At 47.0% G+C, this 19,405-nt stretch carries 27 protein-coding genes; all 27 read left to right on the forward strand.

All coding sequences use genetic code 11. From position 1 onward, the window contains the following. Positions 1 to 56 precede the first annotated feature (56 nt). Complete coding sequence (gene rpoC, locus OLMES_RS03310; protein ID WP_087459938.1) at positions 57 to 4,268, forward strand: DNA-directed RNA polymerase subunit beta'; 4,212 nt, start codon at positions 57 to 59, stop codon at positions 4,266 to 4,268. A gap of 126 nt (positions 4,269 to 4,394) precedes the next feature. Then, the gene (gene rpsL / locus OLMES_RS03315; RefSeq protein ID WP_087459939.1) at positions 4,395 to 4,769 is read left to right on the forward strand and encodes a 30S ribosomal protein S12; all 375 of its coding nucleotides are present in this window, start codon (positions 4,395 to 4,397) and stop codon (positions 4,767 to 4,769) included. Positions 4,770 to 4,957: 188 nt separating this feature from the next. Next, positions 4,958 to 5,428: a 30S ribosomal protein S7 gene (gene rpsG, locus OLMES_RS03320; RefSeq protein ID WP_087459940.1), complete on the forward strand. Its 471-nt coding sequence runs from the start codon at positions 4,958 to 4,960 to the stop codon at positions 5,426 to 5,428. A gap of 17 nt (positions 5,429 to 5,445) precedes the next feature. After that, the gene (gene fusA / locus OLMES_RS03325; RefSeq protein ID WP_087459941.1) at positions 5,446 to 7,548 is read left to right on the forward strand and encodes an elongation factor G; all 2,103 of its coding nucleotides are present in this window, start codon (positions 5,446 to 5,448) and stop codon (positions 7,546 to 7,548) included. A gap of 32 nt (positions 7,549 to 7,580) precedes the next feature. Continuing rightward, a complete protein-coding gene (tuf, locus tag OLMES_RS03330) occupies positions 7,581 to 8,774 on the forward strand; it encodes an elongation factor Tu (RefSeq protein ID WP_087459942.1) in 1,194 nt (397 codons plus the stop codon). A 149-nt stretch (positions 8,775 to 8,923) separates the two neighbouring features. After that, complete coding sequence (gene rpsJ, locus OLMES_RS03335) at positions 8,924 to 9,235, forward strand: 30S ribosomal protein S10 (protein ID WP_087459943.1); 312 nt, start codon at positions 8,924 to 8,926, stop codon at positions 9,233 to 9,235. 86 nt (positions 9,236 to 9,321) lie between these two features. Beyond that, a complete protein-coding gene (gene rplC / locus OLMES_RS03340) occupies positions 9,322 to 9,960 on the forward strand; it encodes a 50S ribosomal protein L3 (protein WP_087459944.1) in 639 nt (212 codons plus the stop codon). 10 nt (positions 9,961 to 9,970) lie between these two features. Next, positions 9,971 to 10,582: a 50S ribosomal protein L4 gene (rplD, locus tag OLMES_RS03345; protein ID WP_087459945.1), complete on the forward strand. Its 612-nt coding sequence runs from the start codon at positions 9,971 to 9,973 to the stop codon at positions 10,580 to 10,582. Then, complete coding sequence (rplW, locus tag OLMES_RS03350) at positions 10,579 to 10,872, forward strand: 50S ribosomal protein L23 (RefSeq protein ID WP_087459946.1); 294 nt, start codon at positions 10,579 to 10,581, stop codon at positions 10,870 to 10,872. Before rplD ends, rplW begins: the two co-directional genes overlap by 4 nt. Before the next feature lie 14 nt (positions 10,873 to 10,886). Next, positions 10,887 to 11,714, forward strand: a complete 828-nt coding sequence (gene rplB / locus OLMES_RS03355; RefSeq protein ID WP_087459947.1) for a 50S ribosomal protein L2 — start codon at positions 10,887 to 10,889, stop codon at positions 11,712 to 11,714. 12 nt (positions 11,715 to 11,726) lie between these two features. Then, positions 11,727 to 12,002 carry a 30S ribosomal protein S19 gene (rpsS, locus tag OLMES_RS03360; protein WP_087459948.1) on the forward strand — a complete coding sequence of 92 codons (276 nt, stop codon included), beginning with the start codon at positions 11,727 to 11,729 and terminating at the stop codon, positions 12,000 to 12,002. Positions 12,003 to 12,018: 16 nt separating this feature from the next. Further along, positions 12,019 to 12,351: a 50S ribosomal protein L22 gene (gene rplV, locus OLMES_RS03365; protein ID WP_087459949.1), complete on the forward strand. Its 333-nt coding sequence runs from the start codon at positions 12,019 to 12,021 to the stop codon at positions 12,349 to 12,351. An 11-nt stretch (positions 12,352 to 12,362) separates the two neighbouring features. Then, positions 12,363 to 13,046, forward strand: coding sequence for a 30S ribosomal protein S3 (gene rpsC / locus OLMES_RS03370; protein WP_087459950.1), 684 nt, complete (start codon positions 12,363 to 12,365; stop codon positions 13,044 to 13,046). Positions 13,047 to 13,057: 11 nt separating this feature from the next. Beyond that, the gene (gene rplP, locus OLMES_RS03375; RefSeq protein ID WP_087459951.1) at positions 13,058 to 13,471 is read left to right on the forward strand and encodes a 50S ribosomal protein L16; all 414 of its coding nucleotides are present in this window, start codon (positions 13,058 to 13,060) and stop codon (positions 13,469 to 13,471) included. Continuing rightward, positions 13,471 to 13,662 (forward strand): 50S ribosomal protein L29, encoded by a 192-nt coding sequence (gene rpmC, locus OLMES_RS03380; protein ID WP_087459952.1) that lies wholly within the window; start codon positions 13,471 to 13,473, stop codon positions 13,660 to 13,662. The genes rplP and rpmC overlap by 1 nt, the downstream gene beginning before the upstream one ends. Positions 13,663 to 13,664: 2 nt before the next feature. Then, positions 13,665 to 13,931, forward strand: coding sequence for a 30S ribosomal protein S17 (gene rpsQ / locus OLMES_RS03385; RefSeq protein WP_087459953.1), 267 nt, complete (start codon positions 13,665 to 13,667; stop codon positions 13,929 to 13,931). Between the two features lie 56 nt (positions 13,932 to 13,987). Continuing rightward, positions 13,988 to 14,356, forward strand: a complete 369-nt coding sequence (gene rplN, locus OLMES_RS03390; protein WP_087459954.1) for a 50S ribosomal protein L14 — start codon at positions 13,988 to 13,990, stop codon at positions 14,354 to 14,356. 16 nt (positions 14,357 to 14,372) lie between these two features. Beyond that, positions 14,373 to 14,690 (forward strand): 50S ribosomal protein L24, encoded by a 318-nt coding sequence (gene rplX, locus OLMES_RS03395; protein ID WP_087459955.1) that lies wholly within the window; start codon positions 14,373 to 14,375, stop codon positions 14,688 to 14,690. 18 nt (positions 14,691 to 14,708) lie between these two features. Then, positions 14,709 to 15,248 (forward strand): 50S ribosomal protein L5, encoded by a 540-nt coding sequence (gene rplE / locus OLMES_RS03400; RefSeq protein WP_087459956.1) that lies wholly within the window; start codon positions 14,709 to 14,711, stop codon positions 15,246 to 15,248. 12 nt (positions 15,249 to 15,260) lie between these two features. Beyond that, positions 15,261 to 15,566 (forward strand): 30S ribosomal protein S14, encoded by a 306-nt coding sequence (gene rpsN, locus OLMES_RS03405; protein ID WP_087459957.1) that lies wholly within the window; start codon positions 15,261 to 15,263, stop codon positions 15,564 to 15,566. 61 nt (positions 15,567 to 15,627) lie between these two features. After that, positions 15,628 to 16,020, forward strand: coding sequence for a 30S ribosomal protein S8 (gene rpsH, locus OLMES_RS03410; RefSeq protein ID WP_087459958.1), 393 nt, complete (start codon positions 15,628 to 15,630; stop codon positions 16,018 to 16,020). A 9-nt stretch (positions 16,021 to 16,029) separates the two neighbouring features. Further along, a complete protein-coding gene (rplF, locus tag OLMES_RS03415; protein ID WP_087459959.1) occupies positions 16,030 to 16,563 on the forward strand; it encodes a 50S ribosomal protein L6 in 534 nt (177 codons plus the stop codon). 9 nt (positions 16,564 to 16,572) lie between these two features. Then, positions 16,573 to 16,923: a 50S ribosomal protein L18 gene (rplR, locus tag OLMES_RS03420; RefSeq protein ID WP_087459960.1), complete on the forward strand. Its 351-nt coding sequence runs from the start codon at positions 16,573 to 16,575 to the stop codon at positions 16,921 to 16,923. 10 nt (positions 16,924 to 16,933) lie between these two features. Beyond that, positions 16,934 to 17,434, forward strand: coding sequence for a 30S ribosomal protein S5 (gene rpsE / locus OLMES_RS03425; RefSeq protein ID WP_087459961.1), 501 nt, complete (start codon positions 16,934 to 16,936; stop codon positions 17,432 to 17,434). A 6-nt stretch (positions 17,435 to 17,440) separates the two neighbouring features. Further along, positions 17,441 to 17,629, forward strand: coding sequence for a 50S ribosomal protein L30 (rpmD, locus tag OLMES_RS03430; protein WP_087459962.1), 189 nt, complete (start codon positions 17,441 to 17,443; stop codon positions 17,627 to 17,629). Position 17,630: 1 nt separating this feature from the next. Continuing rightward, positions 17,631 to 18,065 (forward strand): 50S ribosomal protein L15, encoded by a 435-nt coding sequence (gene rplO / locus OLMES_RS03435; RefSeq protein ID WP_087459963.1) that lies wholly within the window; start codon positions 17,631 to 17,633, stop codon positions 18,063 to 18,065. Then, the gene (gene secY / locus OLMES_RS03440) at positions 18,066 to 19,394 is read left to right on the forward strand and encodes a preprotein translocase subunit SecY (protein ID WP_087459964.1); all 1,329 of its coding nucleotides are present in this window, start codon (positions 18,066 to 18,068) and stop codon (positions 19,392 to 19,394) included. Positions 19,395 to 19,405: the final 11 nt, after the last annotated feature.

Consider the following 19,405-nt stretch of genomic DNA (forward strand, 5'->3'; position numbering starts at 1 on the left):
TCGGCATTAATCTGGGAATTCACGATAAATTACTCTCCATCTGGAGTTAAAAGCTGATGAAAGATTTATTAAATTTACTCAAGAGCCAAAACAACAAACAAGAGTTTGATGCCATCCGAATCGGTCTGGCCTCACCAGAAATGATTCGCTCTTGGTCATTTGGTGAAGTTAAGAAGCCAGAGACGATCAACTATCGAACGTTTAAGCCAGAGCGTGATGGCTTGTTCTGTGCCAAGATTTTTGGTCCGATCAAAGATTACGAGTGCTTGTGTGGAAAGTACAAACGTCTCAAGCATCGTGGTGTTATTTGTGAGAAGTGTGGTGTAGAAGTTGCGCTTGCGAATGTGCGTCGTGAGCGAATGGGGCATATCGAGCTCGCGAGTCCTGTAGCGCATATTTGGTTTTTGAAATCACTGCCGTCTAGAATTGGCTTGCTGTTGGATATGACGCTCAGAGATATTGAGCGTGTGCTTTATTTCGAGTCCTTTATTGTAATTGATCCAGGTATGACTACGCTCACTCGAGGTCAGTTGCTGAGTGATGAGCAATATTACGAAGCACTTGAAGAGTTTGGCGATGAGTTCGATGCAAAAATGGGTGCGGAAGCTGTTCAGGCCCTGCTTGCAGATATTGATCTGGATGAAGAGATCGCTCGTCTTCGCGAAGAGATTCCGGCGACAAACTCAGAAACTAAGATCAAGAAGCTGTCAAAACGTCTGAAGCTGTGTGAGGCCTTTGCTGGATCCGGTAATAAGCCGGAGTGGATGATCTTCGAGGTTCTCCCGGTTCTTCCGCCTGATTTGCGGCCTTTGGTGCCGTTGGATGGTGGTCGATTCGCTACGTCGGATCTGAATGATTTGTATCGACGGGTAATCAACCGAAATAATCGCTTGAAGCGTCTGCTGGAATTGAGTGCGCCGGATATAATTGTGCGCAACGAAAAGCGTATGCTACAAGAGTCAGTTGACGCATTGCTTGACAATGGTCGTCGCGGGCGCGCAATCACGGGCTCCAACAAGCGTCCATTGAAGTCCCTGGCAGATATGATCAAGGGTAAGCAGGGTCGTTTCCGTCAAAACCTTTTGGGTAAGCGAGTTGATTATTCTGGTCGTTCCGTAATCGTTGTCGGCCCGAGCCTGAGATTGCATCAGTGTGGTTTGCCGAAAAAGATGGCGCTTGAGTTATTCAAGCCGTTTATTTTTAGCAAGCTAGAGCACCGTGGTTTAGCTACAACGATCAAAGCAGCCAAAAAAATGGTTGAGCGTGAAACTGCCGAAGTTTGGGATATTCTGGCGGAAGTAATTCGTGAGCATCCGGTTATGCTCAACCGTGCACCAACACTTCACCGTTTGGGAATTCAGGCTTTTGAGCCAGTCCTGATCGAGGGTAAAGCGATCAATTTGCACCCTCTGGTTTGTGCGGCTTACAACGCCGATTTCGATGGCGACCAGATGGCGGTACACGTACCGCTCACTCTGGAGGCTCAGTTGGAAGCTCGTGCGCTGATGATGTCTACAAACAATGTGTTGTCTCCTGCTAATGGTGAACCTATCATTGTGCCGTCTCAAGATGTGGTCTTGGGTTTGTACTACATGACTCGGGAGAAAATTAACGCCCGTGGTGAAGGCATGGTGTTCTCTGATGTTGCCGAAGTGCACCGTGCTTTCGGTGCAAAAAAAGTGCATCTCCAGGCTAAGGTTAAAGTTCGAATAAAGCAGTGGGAAGCGCTGGAATCCGGCGAGTTCGAGTCACGCTACGAGCTGGTTGATACAACTGTTGGTCGTTCTTTGCTTTTTGATATCTTACCTAAGGGGCTGCCTTTTGAGTTGGTCAACCAGGCAATGACGAAAAAGGCTATATCCCGATTGATTAACCGTTCGTATCGCCAGTGCGGCCTGAAAGATACGGTTATTTTTGCGGATCAACTGATGTATCTCGGGTTTTCCCAAGCGACGATGTCCGGTTCTTCGATTGGTGTAAACGATTTTGTTATTCCCGATTCGAAGAAGCCGATCATCGATGCCGCCGAGAATGAAGTAAAAGAGATTGAGTCTCAGTTTGCCACGGGCTTGTTGACCCAGGGTGAGAAGTACAACAAGGTTATTGATATCTGGTCCCGAGCGAATGATAAAGTCGCAAAAGCGATGATGGAAACGCTGGGTAAAGAGATGGTTGTCAATCGTGATGGTGATGAGGTTGCACAGGACTCGTTCAACTCGGTTTATATGATGGCGGATTCAGGGGCGCGGGGTTCTGCGGCTCAGATTCGTCAGTTAGCGGGGATGCGCGGATTGATGGCCAAGCCGGATGGCTCGATCATCGAAACACCCATTACTGCGAACTTCCGGGAAGGTTTGAACGTACTCCAGTACTTTATTTCAACTCACGGTGCTCGTAAAGGTCTTGCGGATACCGCTCTGAAAACAGCTAACTCAGGATATTTGACGCGTCGACTGGTCGATGTCGCTCAGGATCTTGTTGTAACCGATTTTGACTGTGGTACTGAAGAAGGTCTGTTGACCACGCCATTGATTGAAGGCGGAGACGTTGTTGTGCCGTTGGGCGATCGTGTTCTCGGGCGTGTAACGGCAAAAGATGTTTTTGCTCCGGGTAATGATGTTGATGCAGTGTTTCCCGCGGGTACATTTTTGGACGAGGCCGCAGTAGCCGGTCTGGAGAGTGCTGGGGTTGATGAAGTTTGGGTTCGTTCGACGATTACCTGTAATACGCGCTATGGTGTGTGTTCCAAGTGTTATGGACGAGATCTGGCACGTGGTCACCTCGTTAATGTCGGTGAGGCTGTTGGTGTTATCGCAGCACAATCGATTGGTGAGCCAGGCACCCAGCTGACCATGCGTACGTTCCACATCGGTGGTGCAGCTTCCAGAGCCTCTGCAGTCGATAATATTCAGGTTAAGCACGGCGGTACCGTTCGTTTGCATAACATGAAGTTTATTGAGCGTAATGACGGGCAATTGGTGGTTGTGTCCCGTTCTTCTGCAATGGCTATCGCGGATGAGCATGGTCGTGAGCGTGAGTGGTACAAGTTGCCTTACGGTGCTTTGCTGAGCGTCAAAAACGGCGAAAAAGTGGAAGCCGGGCAAATTGTAGCTAAGTGGGATCCACATACTCACCCGATTGTTACCGAAATGGAAGGTCGTGTACTATTTGTCGGGATGGAAGAGGGTATAACAATTAATACCCAAACTGACGAGCTCACCGGGTTGTCGAGTATCGTTGTTCTTGATCCAAAAGATCGACCTGCGGCCGGTAAAGATCTGCGTCCATTGATTCAGTTGGTTGATGAAAATGGAAATGAGGTGAAGATCCCTAACACGGATGCTAATGCACAATACTTCCTCCCTGCTAACGCATTGCTGGGGCTTAAGAATGGCGATCAGATTAACAAGGGTGACATTATTGCCAGGATTCCTCAGGAATCATCTAAAACCCGTGATATCACCGGTGGTTTGCCTCGGGTAGCTGATTTGTTTGAGGCGCGTAAGCCAAAAGAGCCTTCAATACTTGCTGAAGTGTCTGGTACGGTTAGCTTCGGTAAAGAAACCAAGGGCAAGAAGCGTCTTGTTGTTTCGCCAACAGACGGTACTGATCCGGTAGAAACGTTAATACCGAAATGGCGTCAATTGAATGTGTTCGAAGGTGAGCAAGTAGAGCGCGGTGAGGTTGTTTCAGACGGCCCGTCTAACCCCCATGACATTTTACGTCTTTTAGGGGTTGGTGAGCTGGCGAAGTACATCATTAATGAAATTCAAGATGTTTATCGTCTGCAAGGGGTTGTCATAAATGATAAACACATCGAAGTTATAGTGCGGCAAATGTTGCGTAAAGTTGATGTGATGGATTCGGGGGATACTCCTCTGATCAAGGGAGATCAGGTTGAGTACTTCAAAATGCTTGAGGAAAACGATCTCGCGGATGAGAAAGGCATGATGCCGTCTCGCTGTGAGCGTGTCCTGTTAGGGATTACCAAAGCGTCATTGGCGACTGAATCGTTTATCTCGGCGGCATCTTTCCAAGAAACTACTCGTGTACTCACAGAGGGTGCAGTTACAGGCAAGCAAGACTTCCTGAGAGGCTTGAAGGAAAACGTTGTCGTGGGTCGTTTGATTCCGGCAGGTACCGGCTTAGCCTATCACAGTGAGCGTAAACGTCGTCGTAATAAGTCTGCTGTGCCGGAAAGTGCAGGTGTTAGTGCCGCTGAAGTCGTTGAAGCGCTCAGTGCAGAATTGAACAAAGAGCAAGATTAACACCGCTGCTCGAAAATTATTCGACTGTGGTCTTGACTAAGGCGTGGCGGGTCATTAGACTTGCCTGCCTTAAATTGTATAGCCCGTATTCGGGTGTATTTTGTTGGAAAATGGGAGTTTGCTTACATGGCAACAATCAATCAGTTGGTACGTAAGCCTCGTAAACGTGTTGTAGCTAAAAGTGACGTTCCGGCGTTGCAAAGCTGTCCACAGCGTCGTGGGGTTTGTACTCGTGTTTACACCACGACCCCTAAGAAACCTAACTCAGCACTTCGTAAAGTGTGCCGTGTCAGGTTGACGAATGGTTTCGAGGTTACTTCGTACATCGGTGGTGAAGGTCACAACCTTCAAGAGCACAGTGTGGTTCTGATCCGTGGCGGTCGTGTTAAGGATTTGCCGGGTGTTCGTTATCATACCGTTCGTGGAAGTCTGGATACTTCAGGTGTTGCGAACAGAAAACAAGCTCGTTCTAAGTATGGAGCGAAGCGTCCTAAGGCATAATTTATTGCCAGGACTGACGGTGTTATATCGTCGAAGTTGAAGAATAGTCGGTTAGCGTTTGTTTGATGCTGGGTGTGCTCAAGTATACCTAGAAAGCAAGTGTACTCTAAAAAGATAGTTATCTGATAAGAGTAAGGCCGAACAAATTGTTCGGATCTAACCTGAAGACCTTTTATTGAGGGCTTATCATGCCAAGAAGAAGAGTTGTAGCAAAACGAGAGATTCTGCCTGATCCTAAGTTCGGAAGTCAGCGTCTGGCAAAATTTATTAACCACGTAATGATTAGTGGTAAGAAATCTGTTGCAGAGCGTATCGTATATGGCGCTCTGGACATCGTTCAAGAAAAGGGTAACTCAGAGCCGTTGGAAGTGTTTGAGAAGGCGCTTGAGAGTATCCAGCCTCTGGTTGAGGTTAAATCCCGTCGTGTGGGTGGTGCGACCTATCAGGTTCCTGTTGAGGTTCGTCCTGCTCGTCAAAATGCGTTGGCGATGAGATGGTTGGTAGAGTATGCACGTAAGCGTGGTGAGAAGTCCATGCCTCAGCGCCTGGCTGGCGAAATGCTGGATGCCGTTGACGGCAAGGGTGCAGCGGTTAAGAAGCGTGAAGATGTGCACCGTATGGCAGAAGCTAACAAAGCATTCTCTCACTACCGTTTCTAATCATCGAGGAATAGAAAGTGGCACGCAAAACCCCCATAACGCGTTACCGTAATATCGGTATTTGCGCGCATGTGGACGCTGGTAAAACAACGACCACAGAGCGTGTGTTGTTCTACACTGGGTTGTCTCACAAGATCGGTGAGGTGCATGACGGTGCTGCTACGATGGATTGGATGGAGCAGGAGCAGGAGCGTGGTATAACCATCACTTCTGCTGCTACCACTTGTTTTTGGCGAGGGATGCAGGCTCAGTTTGACGAGCATCGCGTCAATATCATTGATACGCCCGGGCACGTTGACTTTACCATTGAGGTCGAGCGATCGCTTCGGGTGCTTGATGGTGCTGTGGTGGTGTTATGTGGCTCCTCCGGGGTTCAGCCTCAGACAGAAACGGTGTGGCGGCAAGCCAATAAGTACGAAGTGCCGCGAATGGTGTTCGTTAACAAGATGGATCGTGCTGGCGCAAGCTTCGAAATGGTTGTGTCGCAGTTGCGAGAGCGTCTGGGGGCGAACGCTGTACCGTTGCAGATGACTATTGGTGCTGAAGATAATTTCAAAGGCGTCGTCGATCTCATAAAAATGAAATCGATTTTGTGGAATGAAGAGGATATGGGCATGACCTTTGAGTATGCCGATATCCCTGCGGAATTGCAGTCGAAGTGCGAAGAGATGCGTGAGCAGCTGGTTGAGGCTGCAGCCGAGGCTTCCGATGAGTTAATGGAAAAATACCTTGAAGAAGGTGAGTTAACTGAAGAAGAAGTTAAAGCTGGAATTCGTGCTCGGACTTTGGCAAATGAGATTATTCCAGTGCTTGGTGGATCCGCTTTTAAAAACAAAGGGGTTCAAGCTGTTCTGGATGCAGTAATCGAGTATTTGCCATCACCGACAGAGGTTCGTGCGATTGAGGGTGTGCTGGATGATCGTGATGGGACGCTCGCTGCACGGCCGGCAGACGACGATGCCCCGTTTTCGGCATTGGCGTTCAAGATAGCGACGGATCCTTTTGTTGGAACGTTGACGTTTTTCCGTGTTTATTCCGGCGTTTTGAATAGTGGTGATACCGTCTTCAATTCCGTTAAAGGAAAGAAAGAACGTATTGGTCGGATGGTGCAAATGCATTCGAACAATCGGGAAGAGATCAAGGAAGTTCGTGCCGGTGATATCGCTGCCGGGATTGGTTTAAAGGATGTCACCACTGGTGATACCTTGTGTGATCCCGATAGTGTAATTACATTGGAGCGGATGGAGTTCCCGGAGCCGGTAATTTCTGTTGCAGTAGAGCCGAAATCAAAAGCAGATCAAGATAAGATGGGTGTTGCCTTGGGCAAATTGGCTCAAGAAGACCCTTCTTTCAGAGTTAAAACAGATGAAGAAACCGGTCAAACAATTATTTCAGGTATGGGCGAACTGCACCTGGATATTATAGTTGATCGGATGCGTCGTGAATTTAAGGTAGAGGCTAATATCGGTAAGCCTCAGGTTGCTTATCGTGAGGCTATTCGTAATAGCTGCGAAATTGAAGGGAAGTTTGTTCGTCAGTCTGGTGGGCGGGGTCAGTATGGCCACGTGTGGATTAAGTTTGAGCCACGACCAGAGGGCGAGGAAGGTCTTGAGTTTGTTAACGAAATTGTGGGTGGAGTGGTACCAAAAGAGTATATTCCGGCGGTATCCAAAGGTATAGAGGAGCAGATGCAAAACGGTATTTTGGCCGGGTATCCGCTGCTTTCTTTGAGGGCATCTCTATATGACGGCTCTTACCATGACGTTGACTCAAGTGAAATGGCGTTCAAAATTGCAGGTAGCATGGCCACTAAAAAGCTCGCGGAGCTCGGTGGTGCTGTGTTGCTTGAGCCTGTCATGAAGGTTGAGGTTGTAACGCCAGAAGAAAATATGGGTGATGTAGTTGGCGATCTTAATAGACGTCGTGGACTCATACAGGGTATGGATGAAAGTGTGTCGGGCAAGGTTGTAAATGCGGAAGTTCCATTGGCAGAAATGTTTGGTTATGCCACGGATCTTCGTTCTGCAACGCAGGGGCGTGCAACCTATACGATGGAGTTTTTGAAATACGCTGAAGCCCCTTCGAATATAGCTGAAGCAGTTATAAACAAGGTTAAGTAAATAGTTAATTTAGTTTTAAAAGAGGTGTCATCGTGGCAAAAGAAAAATTTGAACGCACCAAACCGCATGTAAACGTTGGAACTATCGGTCACGTAGACCATGGTAAAACAACTTTGACTGCAGCTTTGACTCGTGTTTGTGCGGAAGTTTGGGGTGGTGAAGCGATAGCATTTGACGGTATCGATAACGCGCCTGAAGAAAGAGAGCGTGGTATTACCATCGCAACTTCTCACGTAGAGTATGATTCTCCTACTCGTCACTACGCGCACGTAGACTGCCCTGGACACGCGGATTATGTTAAAAACATGATCACTGGTGCGGCTCAGATGGATGGTGCTATCCTGGTATGTTCCGCGGCTGACGGCCCTATGCCTCAGACTCGTGAGCACATCCTGCTGTCTCGACAGGTTGGTGTACCGTACATCGTTGTGTTCCTGAACAAAGCTGACATGGTAGACGATGAAGAGTTGTTGGAGTTGGTAGAAATGGAAGTTCGTGAGCTGTTGGATCAGTACGAATTTCCTGGAGACGACACTCCAATCATCATCGGTTCTGCATTGATGGCGTTGGAAGGTAAAGATGATAACGGCATGGGTACTTCTGCTGTTAAGAAGCTGGTTGAGACTCTTGATGAGTACATTCCAGAGCCAGAGCGTGCAGTTGATCAAGCGTTCCTGATGCCAATCGAAGATGTTTTCTCTATCTCTGGTCGTGGTACTGTTGTTACCGGTCGTGTAGAGCGTGGTATCATTCGAGTTGGTGAAGAGATCGAAATTGTTGGTATCAAAGATACTACCAAAACGACCTGTACTGGTGTTGAGATGTTCCGTAAGCTGCTTGACGAAGGTCGTGCAGGTGAGAACGTTGGTGTTTTGTTGCGTGGTACTAAGCGTGATGAAGTTGAGCGTGGCCAGGTTCTGGCTAAGCCAGGAACCATCAATCCTCACACTAAATTCGAAAGTGAAGTTTATGTGTTGAGCAAAGATGAAGGTGGTCGTCATACTCCATTCTTCAAAGGCTATCGTCCACAGTTCTACTTCCGTACTACTGATGTGACTGGTTCTTGTGAACTGCCAGAAGGTGTGGAAATGGTAATGCCAGGGGACAACGTTCGAATGGTTGTTACTCTGATTGCGCCTATCGCAATGGAAGATGGTCTGCGCTTCGCGATTCGTGAAGGTGGCCGTACCGTTGGTGCTGGTGTTGTTAGTAAAATCATCGAATAATTCATATTCTGTGGTTTAAAAAGGGCTGCCCTTGTGGGTGGCCCTTTTTTTTAATGGGTTAAACTTGACAGAGGTGGTTGATCCGCATACAATGCGGCTCCTTTTTGTGATGCGAGACAACTGTCTGCAGAAAACCGGAGTTTGAAGCAATGCAAAGCCAAAAAATCAGGATCAGGTTAAAAGCATTTGACTATCGCCTGATTGATCAGTCTACACAAGAGATTGTGGAAACGGCAAAGCGCACGGGTGCACAGGTTAAAGGTCCAATTCCTTTGCCGACGCGTAAAGAGCGTTTTACTGTTTTGATTTCGCCGCATGTTAATAAAGATGCTCGAGATCAGTACGAAATTCGAACGCATAAGCGTTTGTTGGATATTGTAGAGCCCACTGAAAAAACAGTTGACGCTTTGATGAAGTTAGACCTTGCTGCTGGTGTGGATGTCCAAATCAGCTTAGGTTAAAACATCGTCGGCCATGTTGTTGCATGGCAAGTGTAACTTTAGGTAGGCCATAGAGGGTTAAAGCCCCGTACACTATGAGGTGAAAAATGGCAATTGGTTTAATCGGCCGTAAAGCCGGTATGACTCGTATTTTTACTGACGAAGGTCAGTCTATACCTGTAACCGTAATTGAGGTTTTGGCGAATCGGGTTTCTCAAGTCAAGACTGAAGAAAGTGACGGTTATCGGGCTATTCAAATCGCCGTTGGTGATAAGAAAGTTTCCCGCCTGAATAAATCTGAAGCTGGGCATTTCGCGAAAGCGGGTGTTGAAGCTGCAAGCATGTTGAAGGAATTTCGCCTGGAATCTGGTCAAGGTGATGATTTGGCACTTGGTGCCGAGTTGAAAGCAGACCAGTTCGAAGCGGGACAGATCGTTGATGTGATCGGCCAATCCAAGGGTAAGGGTTTTGCCGGTGCTGTTAAACGCTGGAACTTCCGTACTCAAGATGCAACCCATGGTAACTCCTTGTCTCACAGAGCGCCTGGTTCTATCGGGCAGTGTCAAACTCCTGGACGCGTGTTCAAAGGCAAAAAAATGGCCGGTCACATGGGTGCAGAGCGTGTAACTGTTCAGAATCTGGAAGTTGTGCGAGTAGATGCAGAAAAGAATCTGCTGCTGGTTAAAGGCGCTGTACCTGGCGCAACCGGTGGAAGTGTGATTGTAAAACCTGCGGTTAAAGCCTAAGGGGGGTGCTATGGAACTTAATATAGCTGGAGCAGGTGCAGGTACTGTGTCTGTATCAGAAGCAGCTTTTGCTCGCGAATTTAATGAAGCTTTGGTTCATCAGGTTGTTACAGCTTACTTAGCTGGCGGCCGCCAGGGTACGCGTGCACAAAAAACTCGATCAGAAGTAAGCGGTGGTGGTAAAAAGCCATGGCGTCAAAAGGGTACTGGTCGTGCTAGAGCGGGAACTATTCGTAGTCCTATCTGGCGTACAGGTGGTGTTACTTTTGCTGCGAAGCCGCAAGACTTCAGTCAGAAGGTAAACCGTAAAATGTATCGTGCGGCAGTTCAGTCTATTCTTTCTGAGCTTGTTCGACAGGATCGACTTGTTGTGGTTGAGTCGCTGGCCGTTGCTACGCCAAAAACAAAAGAGTTCACTCAGCAGCTTTCCGGTTTGGGTGTTGCTCAAGATGTTTTGGTTGTTTCTGACGAAGTTGAGCAAAATTTATATTTGGCATCTCGAAATCTGCCTAAAGTAGATGTTCGTGATGCTGCCGGTATCGATCCGGTGAGCTTGATAGCGCACGAAAAAGTTCTCGTCACTGTGCCAGCATTGAAAAAGATTGAGGAGATGTTGGGATGAGTCAAGAGCGAATCTATAAAGTATTGTTAGGACGTCACCTGTCAGAAAAAGCGGCAATTGCTCAGGAAAACGGTCAAGTTGTTTTTCGTGTGGCGCCTGATGCAACTAAGCCTGAAATCAAGGCAGCTGTAGAACAGCTTTACAATGTAAAAGTTGATTCTGTGAGTGTTTTGAATCAGAAAGGCAAAACCAAACGCACTGTTCGTGGTCTGGGTAAGCGAAAGTCTGTACGTAAAGCGTACGTTAGCTTGTCAGAAGGTCATGAAATCGAGTTGCTGGACGTAGAATAATAGGGGATTGATCAATGCCTATAGTTAAAGCGAAACCTACCTCAGCAGGGCGTAGACACGTTATTAAGGTTGTCAATCCTGATCTTCATAAGGGACGTCCGCACAACGCGCTGGTAGAAAAAAAGTCAAAATCTGGTGGTCGTAACAATAACGGTCGTATCACTACTCGTCACGTTGGTGGTGGTCACAAGCAAAAATACCGTGTTATTGACTTCAAACGAAACAAAGATGGTATTCCAGCAATCGTAGAGCGCCTGGAGTATGATCCAAATAGATCTGCAAACATTGCACTTTTGAAATATGCAGATGGTGAGCGTCGTTACATTATTGCCCCTAAGGGTGTTCAAGCTAACGATGAAGTTCGGTCCGGTGATGATGCGCCAATCAAAGTAGGTAGTACTTTGCCTTTGCGTAACATCCCTGTGGGTAGTGTTATCCACTGTATCGAATTAAAGCCTGGTAAAGGTGCACAGTTGGCGAGAAGTGCTGGTACTTCTGCTCAGCTGGTTGCAAGGGAAGGAGCTTACGCAACACTTCGTCTTCGTTCGGGTGAGATGCGTAAGGTACTGGCTGAATGTAAAGCTACTTTGGGTGAAGTGTCCAATAGCGAACACAGCTTGCGACAACTCGGTAAAGCGGGTGCATCACGTTGGCGCGGCGTAAGGCCAACAGTGCGTGGTGTTGTTATGAACCCAGTTGACCACCCACATGGTGGTGGTGAAGGGCGAACCTCTGGCGGACGTCATCCTGTTACACCTTGGGGTGTTCCGACCAAAGGACATAAGACTCGCAAAAACAAACGTACTGATAAGATGATTATACGTCGTCGATCGGCTAAATAAGAGGATTAGGTTGTGCCACGTTCTTTAAAGAAAGGTCCATTCATTGACCTGCATTTATTGAAAAAGGTCGAAACCGCTTTGGAAAAAGGCGATAAGAAGCCGATAAAGACATGGTCTCGTAGATCGACTGTGTTTCCAGAGATGGTTGGGCTCACCATTGCAGTTCACAACGGTAAACAACATGTTCCTGTGTTCGTGACTGAAGATATGGTAGGTCACAAACTGGGTGAATTTGCGGCTACTCGTACCTATCGAGGTCACGCTGCAGACAAGAAAGCGAAACGGTAACTGAGGAGATTTTAAGATGGAAGTATCCGCTAAGTTGAGTGGTGCTCGGCTGTCTGCTCAGAAAGCGCGTCTTGTAGCAGACCAGGTTCGAGGCAAGGCAGTGGAAGAGGCTCTAAACATTTTGGCATTCAGCCCTCGCAAGGGCGCGGCCATTATGAAGAAGGTTCTGGAGTCTGCTATTGCAAACGCTGAGCATAATGAAGGTTTGGACGTTGATGAGTTGAAAGTTTCAACCGTTTTCGTTGATGAAGGTCCTACGATGAAACGCATCATGCCACGAGCAAAGGGCAGAGCGGACCGAATTCTCAAACGTACATGCCATATTACGGTTAAAGTAGCCGAAAAATAGGAGATGCTCAGATGGGTCAGAAAGTTCATCCTGTAGGTATCAGACTGGGCGTCATCAAAGACCATAACTCGGTTTGGTATGCAGAGAAAGAAAACTATTCTCGTAACCTTTTAAATGATATTGAGGTTCGTGAATTTTTAACTAAGGAGCTTGAAAAAGCTTCAGTTAGCAAAATTATTATCGAAAGACCTGCGCAAAATGCGCGAATTACCATTCATACCGCTCGTCCGGGTATCGTAATTGGTAAAAAAGGTGAAGATGTCGATAAGCTGAGAAAGAAAATCAGTGACATGATGGGCGTTCCTGTTCATATCAATATTGAAGAGGTTCGTAAACCAGACTTGGATGCCAAACTGGTTGCTGCAAGCGTTGCAAGCCAACTGGAGCGTCGTGTGATGTTCCGTCGTGCAATGAAACGTGCAGTACAGAACGCGATCCGTCAGGGCGCAAAAGGTATCAAGATCCAGGTAGGTGGTCGTTTGGGTGGTGCGGAGATCGCACGAACTGAATGGTACCGCGAAGGTCGTGTACCGCTTCATACTTTGCGTGCAGATATTGATTACTCTACGCACGAAGCATTAACGACTTACGGGATTATTGGTGTAAAAGTTTGGATCTTTAAGGGTGAAATTCTTGGCGGCATGGATCAAGTTCGTGCTGAAAAGAGTGCATCCAAGAAGAAAAGTTCTAAGTAAGGGGCACTATCATGTTGCAGCCTAAACGTACAAAATTCAGAAAAGTACAAAAAGGCCGAAACCGTGGTTTAGCATTGCGCGGTAGCAAAGTTAGCTTTGGTGAATTCGGTCTTAAAGCGACTGAGCGAGGACGTATTACTTCACGTCAAATTGAGGCAGCTCGTCGTACGATGACTCGTCGAATCAAACGGGGTGGTAAAATCTGGATCCGTATTTTCCCAGACAAGCCAATTACGCAAAAGCCTCTGGAAGTTCGACAAGGTAAAGGTAAAGGTTCAGTTGAGTACTGGGTAGCCCAGATTCAACCAGGCCGAGTGCTCTACGAGATGGAAGGTGTTTCTGAAGAAGTAGCAAGAGAAGCCTTCGCATTGGCAGCAGCGAAATTGCCTGTCTCTACAACGTTTGTAACGAGGACGGTGATGTAATGAAAGCGACAGAACTACGGGAAAAATCAGTAGAAGAGCTCAACAAAGTGTTGTTGGATCTGTTGAAAGACCAGTTCAATTTTCGTATGAAAAAGTCTTCTGGTCAGCTCAACCAATCTCACGTGTTGGGTCAGGTCAAGCGTGACATCGCTCGAGTAAAAACTGTATTGACGGAAAAAGTAGGTAAATAACGATGACTGAAGCTGCTAATAATGCTCGTATTCTGAGCGGCAAGGTCGTGAGCAACAAAATGGACAAGTCCATTACTGTGCTCATCGAGCGACGCGTTAAACACCCTATCTACGGGAAATACGTAAAACGCTCTACGCGACTGCATGCTCATGATGAGAACAATGAGTGCAATATCGGTGATATGGTGACCATACGTGAGTCACGCCCGATTTCTAAAACTAAAACGTGGATGCTGGTCAACATTGACGAGCGTGCATCTAAAGTGTAACCACCCAGAGATGGGTCTGTCGTAAAGACTACGTGGATAGTAATTGGAGATAAGCCATGATTCAGACTCAAACCATGCTTGACGTCGCGGATAACAGCGGTGCTCGCCGAGTCATGTGCATCAAAGTCCTGGGTGGATCACATCGACGCTACGCGAATATTGGCGATATTATTAAAGTAACCGTTAAGGAAGCAATTCCTCGCGGTAAGGTTAAGAAAGGTCAAGTTCTGAACGCAGTAGTGGTCCGTACCCGTAAAGGTGTACGACGCGCAGATGGGTCGCTCATCCGATTTGATGGTAACGCCGCAGTTCTTTTGAACACGCAGCAAGCGCCAATTGGTACCCGAATTTTCGGACCAGTTACGCGTGAACTTCGAAGCGATAAGTTTATGAAAATCATCTCATTGGCACCAGAAGTGCTGTAAGGAAGTGAGGCCCGTAATGAAAAAGTTAAAGCGTGATGATGAAGTGATCATCATTGCAGGTAAAGACAAGGGTAAGCGTGGTAAGATTACCCGTGTTTTATCTGATGGTCGCCTTGTTGTATCCGGTATCAACATGATCAAGCGTCATACCAAGCCTAACCCAATGCTTGGTACACCTGGTGGAATCGTTGAAAAAGAAGCGCCGATTCAGCACTCTAATGTTGCGATTTTCAACGCAGCAAAAGGCAAGGCAGATCGGGTTGGTTTCAAAGTACTGGAAGATGGCACGAAAGTTCGTGTTTTCAAATCCGACAACGAAGCTATCGACAGCTGATTTATATAGGTGAAGACGATGGCAAGAATGAAAGAGTTTTACAAATCTGATGTTATTCCAGCTCTTCAGAAAGAGTTTGGATACAAAAACATTATGCAAGTGCCCAAGATTGAGAAAATTACGCTCAACATGGGTGTTGGTGAGGCATTAGGCGATAAAAAGCAACTGGAATTCGCTGTTGCGGATTTGGAAAAGCTGGCCGGTCAAAAGGCAGTTATTACCAAAGCGCGCAAGTCAGTAGCCGGATTCAAGGTTCGTGAAGGTTTTCCAATCGGTTGTAAGGTTACCCTTCGTGGTGACCGTATGTGGGAATTCTTCGAGCGTTTGGTTGATATCGCTATCCCTCGTGTACGAGATTTTCGTGGATTGAATCCAAAGTCCTTTGACGGCCGTGGTAATTACAGCATGGGTGTTAAGGAACAGATCATTTTCCCTGAGATCGAGTACGATAAAGTGGATAAATTGCGTGGTCTGGACATTACCCTGACAACATCTGCAAGTACAGATGATGAAGGTCGTGCCCTGTTGCGTGCATTCAATTTCCCGTTCAAGAAATAAGGTTGCGATATCATGGCCAAGCAAAGCATGAGACAGCGTGAACTGAAGCGCGAAAAAACTGTAGCAAAGTATGCTGAAAAGCGTGCAGCTCTGAAAGAAGCGGTAAAAAATCCTGCTCTTTCCGAGGATGAGCGTTGGGAAGCCCAGCAACAGCTGCAAAAACTGCCACGTAATGCCAATCCTGTGCGATTGCGCAAGCGTTGTCAGGTAACTGGTCGTCCGCACGGCGTATTCAGAAAGTTCAAGCTTTCACGAATCAAGTTACGTGAATACGGAATGATTGGAGATGTGCCAGGCCTTAAGAAAGCATCCTGGTAAGCGTTGTTGGTAAGCGGTCAAGCGCGCTGCACAACTAAAATGATTTAGGAGTCTCACTCAGATGAGTATGCAAGATACATTAGCGGATATGTTTACTCGTATTCGTAATGCACAGATGGCGGAAAAAGCATCCGTAGCGATGCCGTCATCAAAAATGAAGCTTTCGGTAGCTGAAGTGCTGAAACAGGAAGGTTACATTACTGATTTTTCTGTATCAGATGAGGCCAAGCCTCAGTTGGCTATCGAGCTGAAATATTTCGAAGGTAAGCCGGTAATCGAAGAGATCAAGCGGGTTAGCCGTCCTGGTTTGCGTCAATATAAAGCTACAGGTGAATTACCTTCAGTGGCCGGTGGGTTAGGAATTGCAATTGTTTCTACCTCTAAAGGCGTCATGACAGACCGCGCTGCACGGCAAGCTGGTGTAGGCGGTGAAGTAATTTGCACCGTATTCTAGGAGTGAAATATGTCTAGGGTTGCTAATAGTCCTGTCGTGCTGCCATCTGGTGTTGAGATTAAGTTGCAGGGTCAGGAAATTAATGTAAAAGGGAGCAAAGGCTCTCTGGCTATGACCGTTCATAGTGCTGTTGAAGTTAAGCAAGAAGAAAATGCGTTGACCTTTGCCGCTCGTGATGGTGGTAAACAATCGCGTGCTTTGGCGGGTACTACCCGTGCTTTGGTAAACAATATGGTTACTGGTGTTTCTCAGGGTTTTGAGAAGAAGCTCCAGTTGATCGGTGTTGGTTACCGTGCTCAAGCTCAGGGAAATAAACTGAACTTGACACTTGGCTTTTCTCACCCCGTTGTTTATGAACTGGCGGCGGGATTGTCTGTAGAAACTCCTTCACAGACTGAAGTGGTTATTAAGGGCGTTGATAAGCAGGCTGTTGGTCAGGCTGCTGCGGAAATCCGCGCTTTCCGTCCACCTGAGCCTTACAAAGGTAAGGGTGTTCGTTACGCGGATGAAAACGTACGTCGTAAAGAAGCTAAGAAGAAGTAGGGTAGGAAGATGAACGTTAAGAAGCAAGCAAGATTGCGTCGGGCTCGTACTACCCGACATAAAATTAAAGAGTTGGGGGTAACGCGTCTGTGTATCCACAGGACACCTCGACACATGTACGCTCAAATCATTTCCGCAGACGGTGCTAAGATTCTGGCTTCAGCATCTACTTTGGATAAAGATTTGCGTAGTGATAAATCCGGCAATGTTGATGCAGCGACACAGGTTGGTAAAGCAATCGCAGAAAAAGCATCTGCCGCTGGAATTACTGAAGTTGCGTTTGATCGGTCCGGTTTCCGGTACCACGGTCGTGTTAAGGCGTTAGCAGACGCTGCACGTGAGAACGGCCTGAAATTCTAAGAGGTGAGACATGAGTGTTATAGAGCAAAAAGCACCTGAGCTTCAGGAAAAACTCGTACAAGTTAATCGTGTAGCGAAAGTTGTTAAAGGTGGTCGTATTTTTGGCTTTACTGCATTGACGGTAGTTGGTGATGGTAATGGTCGAGTAGGCTTCGGTCGTGGTAAAGCTCGCGAAGTTCCAGTTGCAATACAAAAAGCGATGGATTCTGCTAAAAAGAATATGATCGACGTTTCCCTGAAGGGAACAACTCTGCAATATCCGATCAAAGCGCGTCACGGTGCATCTAGAGTTTTCATGCAGCCGGCATCTGAAGGTACCGGTATTATTGCTGGTGGTGCAATGCGTGCGGTATTGGAAGTGGCTGGTGTGCAGAACGTATTGGCAAAATGCTATGGTTCTACTAATCCGGTAAACGTTGTTCGAGCGACTTTTGAAGGTTTGAAGCAAATGGCTTCACCGGATGCCATTGCTGCCAAGCGTGGTAAGTCGCTGGAAGATATTACGGAGTAATGTATCATGGCAGAGACTAAAAAGATTAAGGTCACCCTGTACCGTAGTACAATCGGTCGGCTCCCTAACCACAAAGCGTGTGTTAAGGGCTTGGGTTTGCGAAAAATTGGTCACACTGTAGAAGTAATCGACACTCCAGAAGTGCGCGGGATGATCAATAAAGTTAATTACATGGTTAGAGTAGAAGGTGAATAAGATGAAGTTAAACTCTTTAAGCCCTGCTCCCGGATCGAAGAAAGCGCCGAAACGCTTGGGCCGTGGTATCGGTAGCGGTTTGGGTAAGACTGGTGGTCGTGGTCACAAAGGTTTGAAGTCTCGATCTGGTGGTTCTGTTAAGCCAGGTTTCGAGGGTGGTCAACAGCCATTGCAGCGTCGTCTGCCCAAGTTCGGCTTCAGCTCGCGTGTTGGCCGTTACTATGCAGAAGTACGTTTGAACGAACTGGAAAAAACAGCAGGTGATGTTGTTGATCTAGACGCACTGAAAGCTGCGAATATCATCCGAAAGGATGTTAAGGTAGTTAAGGTTATTAAATCAGGCGAGATCAAAACGGCAATCACAGTGAAAGGCCTTAGAGTAACTAAAGGTGCTCTGGCCGCAATAAACGAAGCCGGTGGCAAAGTAGAGGACTAAATGTCAAAAGCATCACTACCGTCGTCTGCAAATAAGGGATTTGCAGAGCTCAAGTCTAGACTTTGGTTTGTTTTTTTAGCAATCGTAGTGTATAGAATCGGTGCTCATATTCCGGTCCCTGGGATTAACCCAGAACGGCTTGCTGCACTATTTGAGCAAAATCAGGGGACTATATTGAGTTTGTTCAATATGTTTTCTGGTGGGGCGCTGGAACGAATGAGTATCTTTGCTCTTGGTATCATGCCCTATATTTCTGCATCGATTATTATGCAATTGATGACGGTAGTGAGTCCGCATCTGGAACAGCTCAAAAAGGAAGGTGAGTCCGGGCGTCGTAAAATCAGTCAGTACACCCGTTACGGTACGGTTGTGCTGGCAACGATTCAGGCAACGGGTATGTCTGTTGGTTTGGCGTCACAGCAAGTGACGTTCAATGACAGTCTCAGCTTTTACTTTGTAGCTGTTATTACATTTGTTTGTGGAGCCGTATTCTTGATGTGGCTTGGTGAGCAAATTACAGAGCGCGGCATTGGCAATGGTATCTCGTTGCTCATTTTCGCAGGGATTGTTGCGGGGTTGCCCGGAGCTTTCGGGCAATCATTCGAACAGGCTCGGCAGGGTGAGATTAATATTTTGGCCCTTCTGGCTATAGGTGTATTAGCGGTATTGGTCGTCGGATTTGTGGTGTTCATGGAACGTGGGCAACGCCGGATCACGATTAACTATGCCAAGCGGCAGCAGGGGCGTAAGGTTTACGCTCAGCAGTCAAGCCACCTGCCTTTAAAAGTAAACATGGCAGGGGTAATACCGCCCATTTTTGCTTCGAGTATATTGTTATTCCCTGCGTCCTTAGGCCAGTGGTTTGGTCAAGGTGAAGGAATGCAATGGCTTGCCGATATTTCGCAGGCTTTAGCTCCGAGTCAGCCTCTGTATATTTTGTTGTTCGCGATAGCAGTAGTGTTTTTCTGTTTCTTCTATACGGCGTTAATGTATAACCCAAAAGAAGTGGCAGATAATCTGAAAAAGTCTGGCGCATTTGTCCCAGGAATCAGACCTGGCGAAAATACAGCGAAATATATCGATGGTGTTTTGACTCGGTTGACATTATTCGGTGCAGCTTACATCACTGCGGTGTCGTTGATGCCTCAGTTTATGGTGGTTGCTTGGAACGTTCCGTTTTATTTTGGCGGAACCTCTTTGTTAATTGTGGTCGTGGTTGTCATGGATTTCATGGCTCAGGTCCAATCACATTTGATGTCTCATCAGTACGAATCGCTGATGAAAAAATCAAATCTGAAAAATTACGGTCGCAGCGGTGCGTTGCGATAGTTTGATCAAGT

It is taken from the genome of Oleiphilus messinensis, from assembly GCF_002162375.1.
Taxonomy (GTDB): domain Bacteria; phylum Pseudomonadota; class Gammaproteobacteria; order Pseudomonadales; family Oleiphilaceae; genus Oleiphilus; species Oleiphilus messinensis.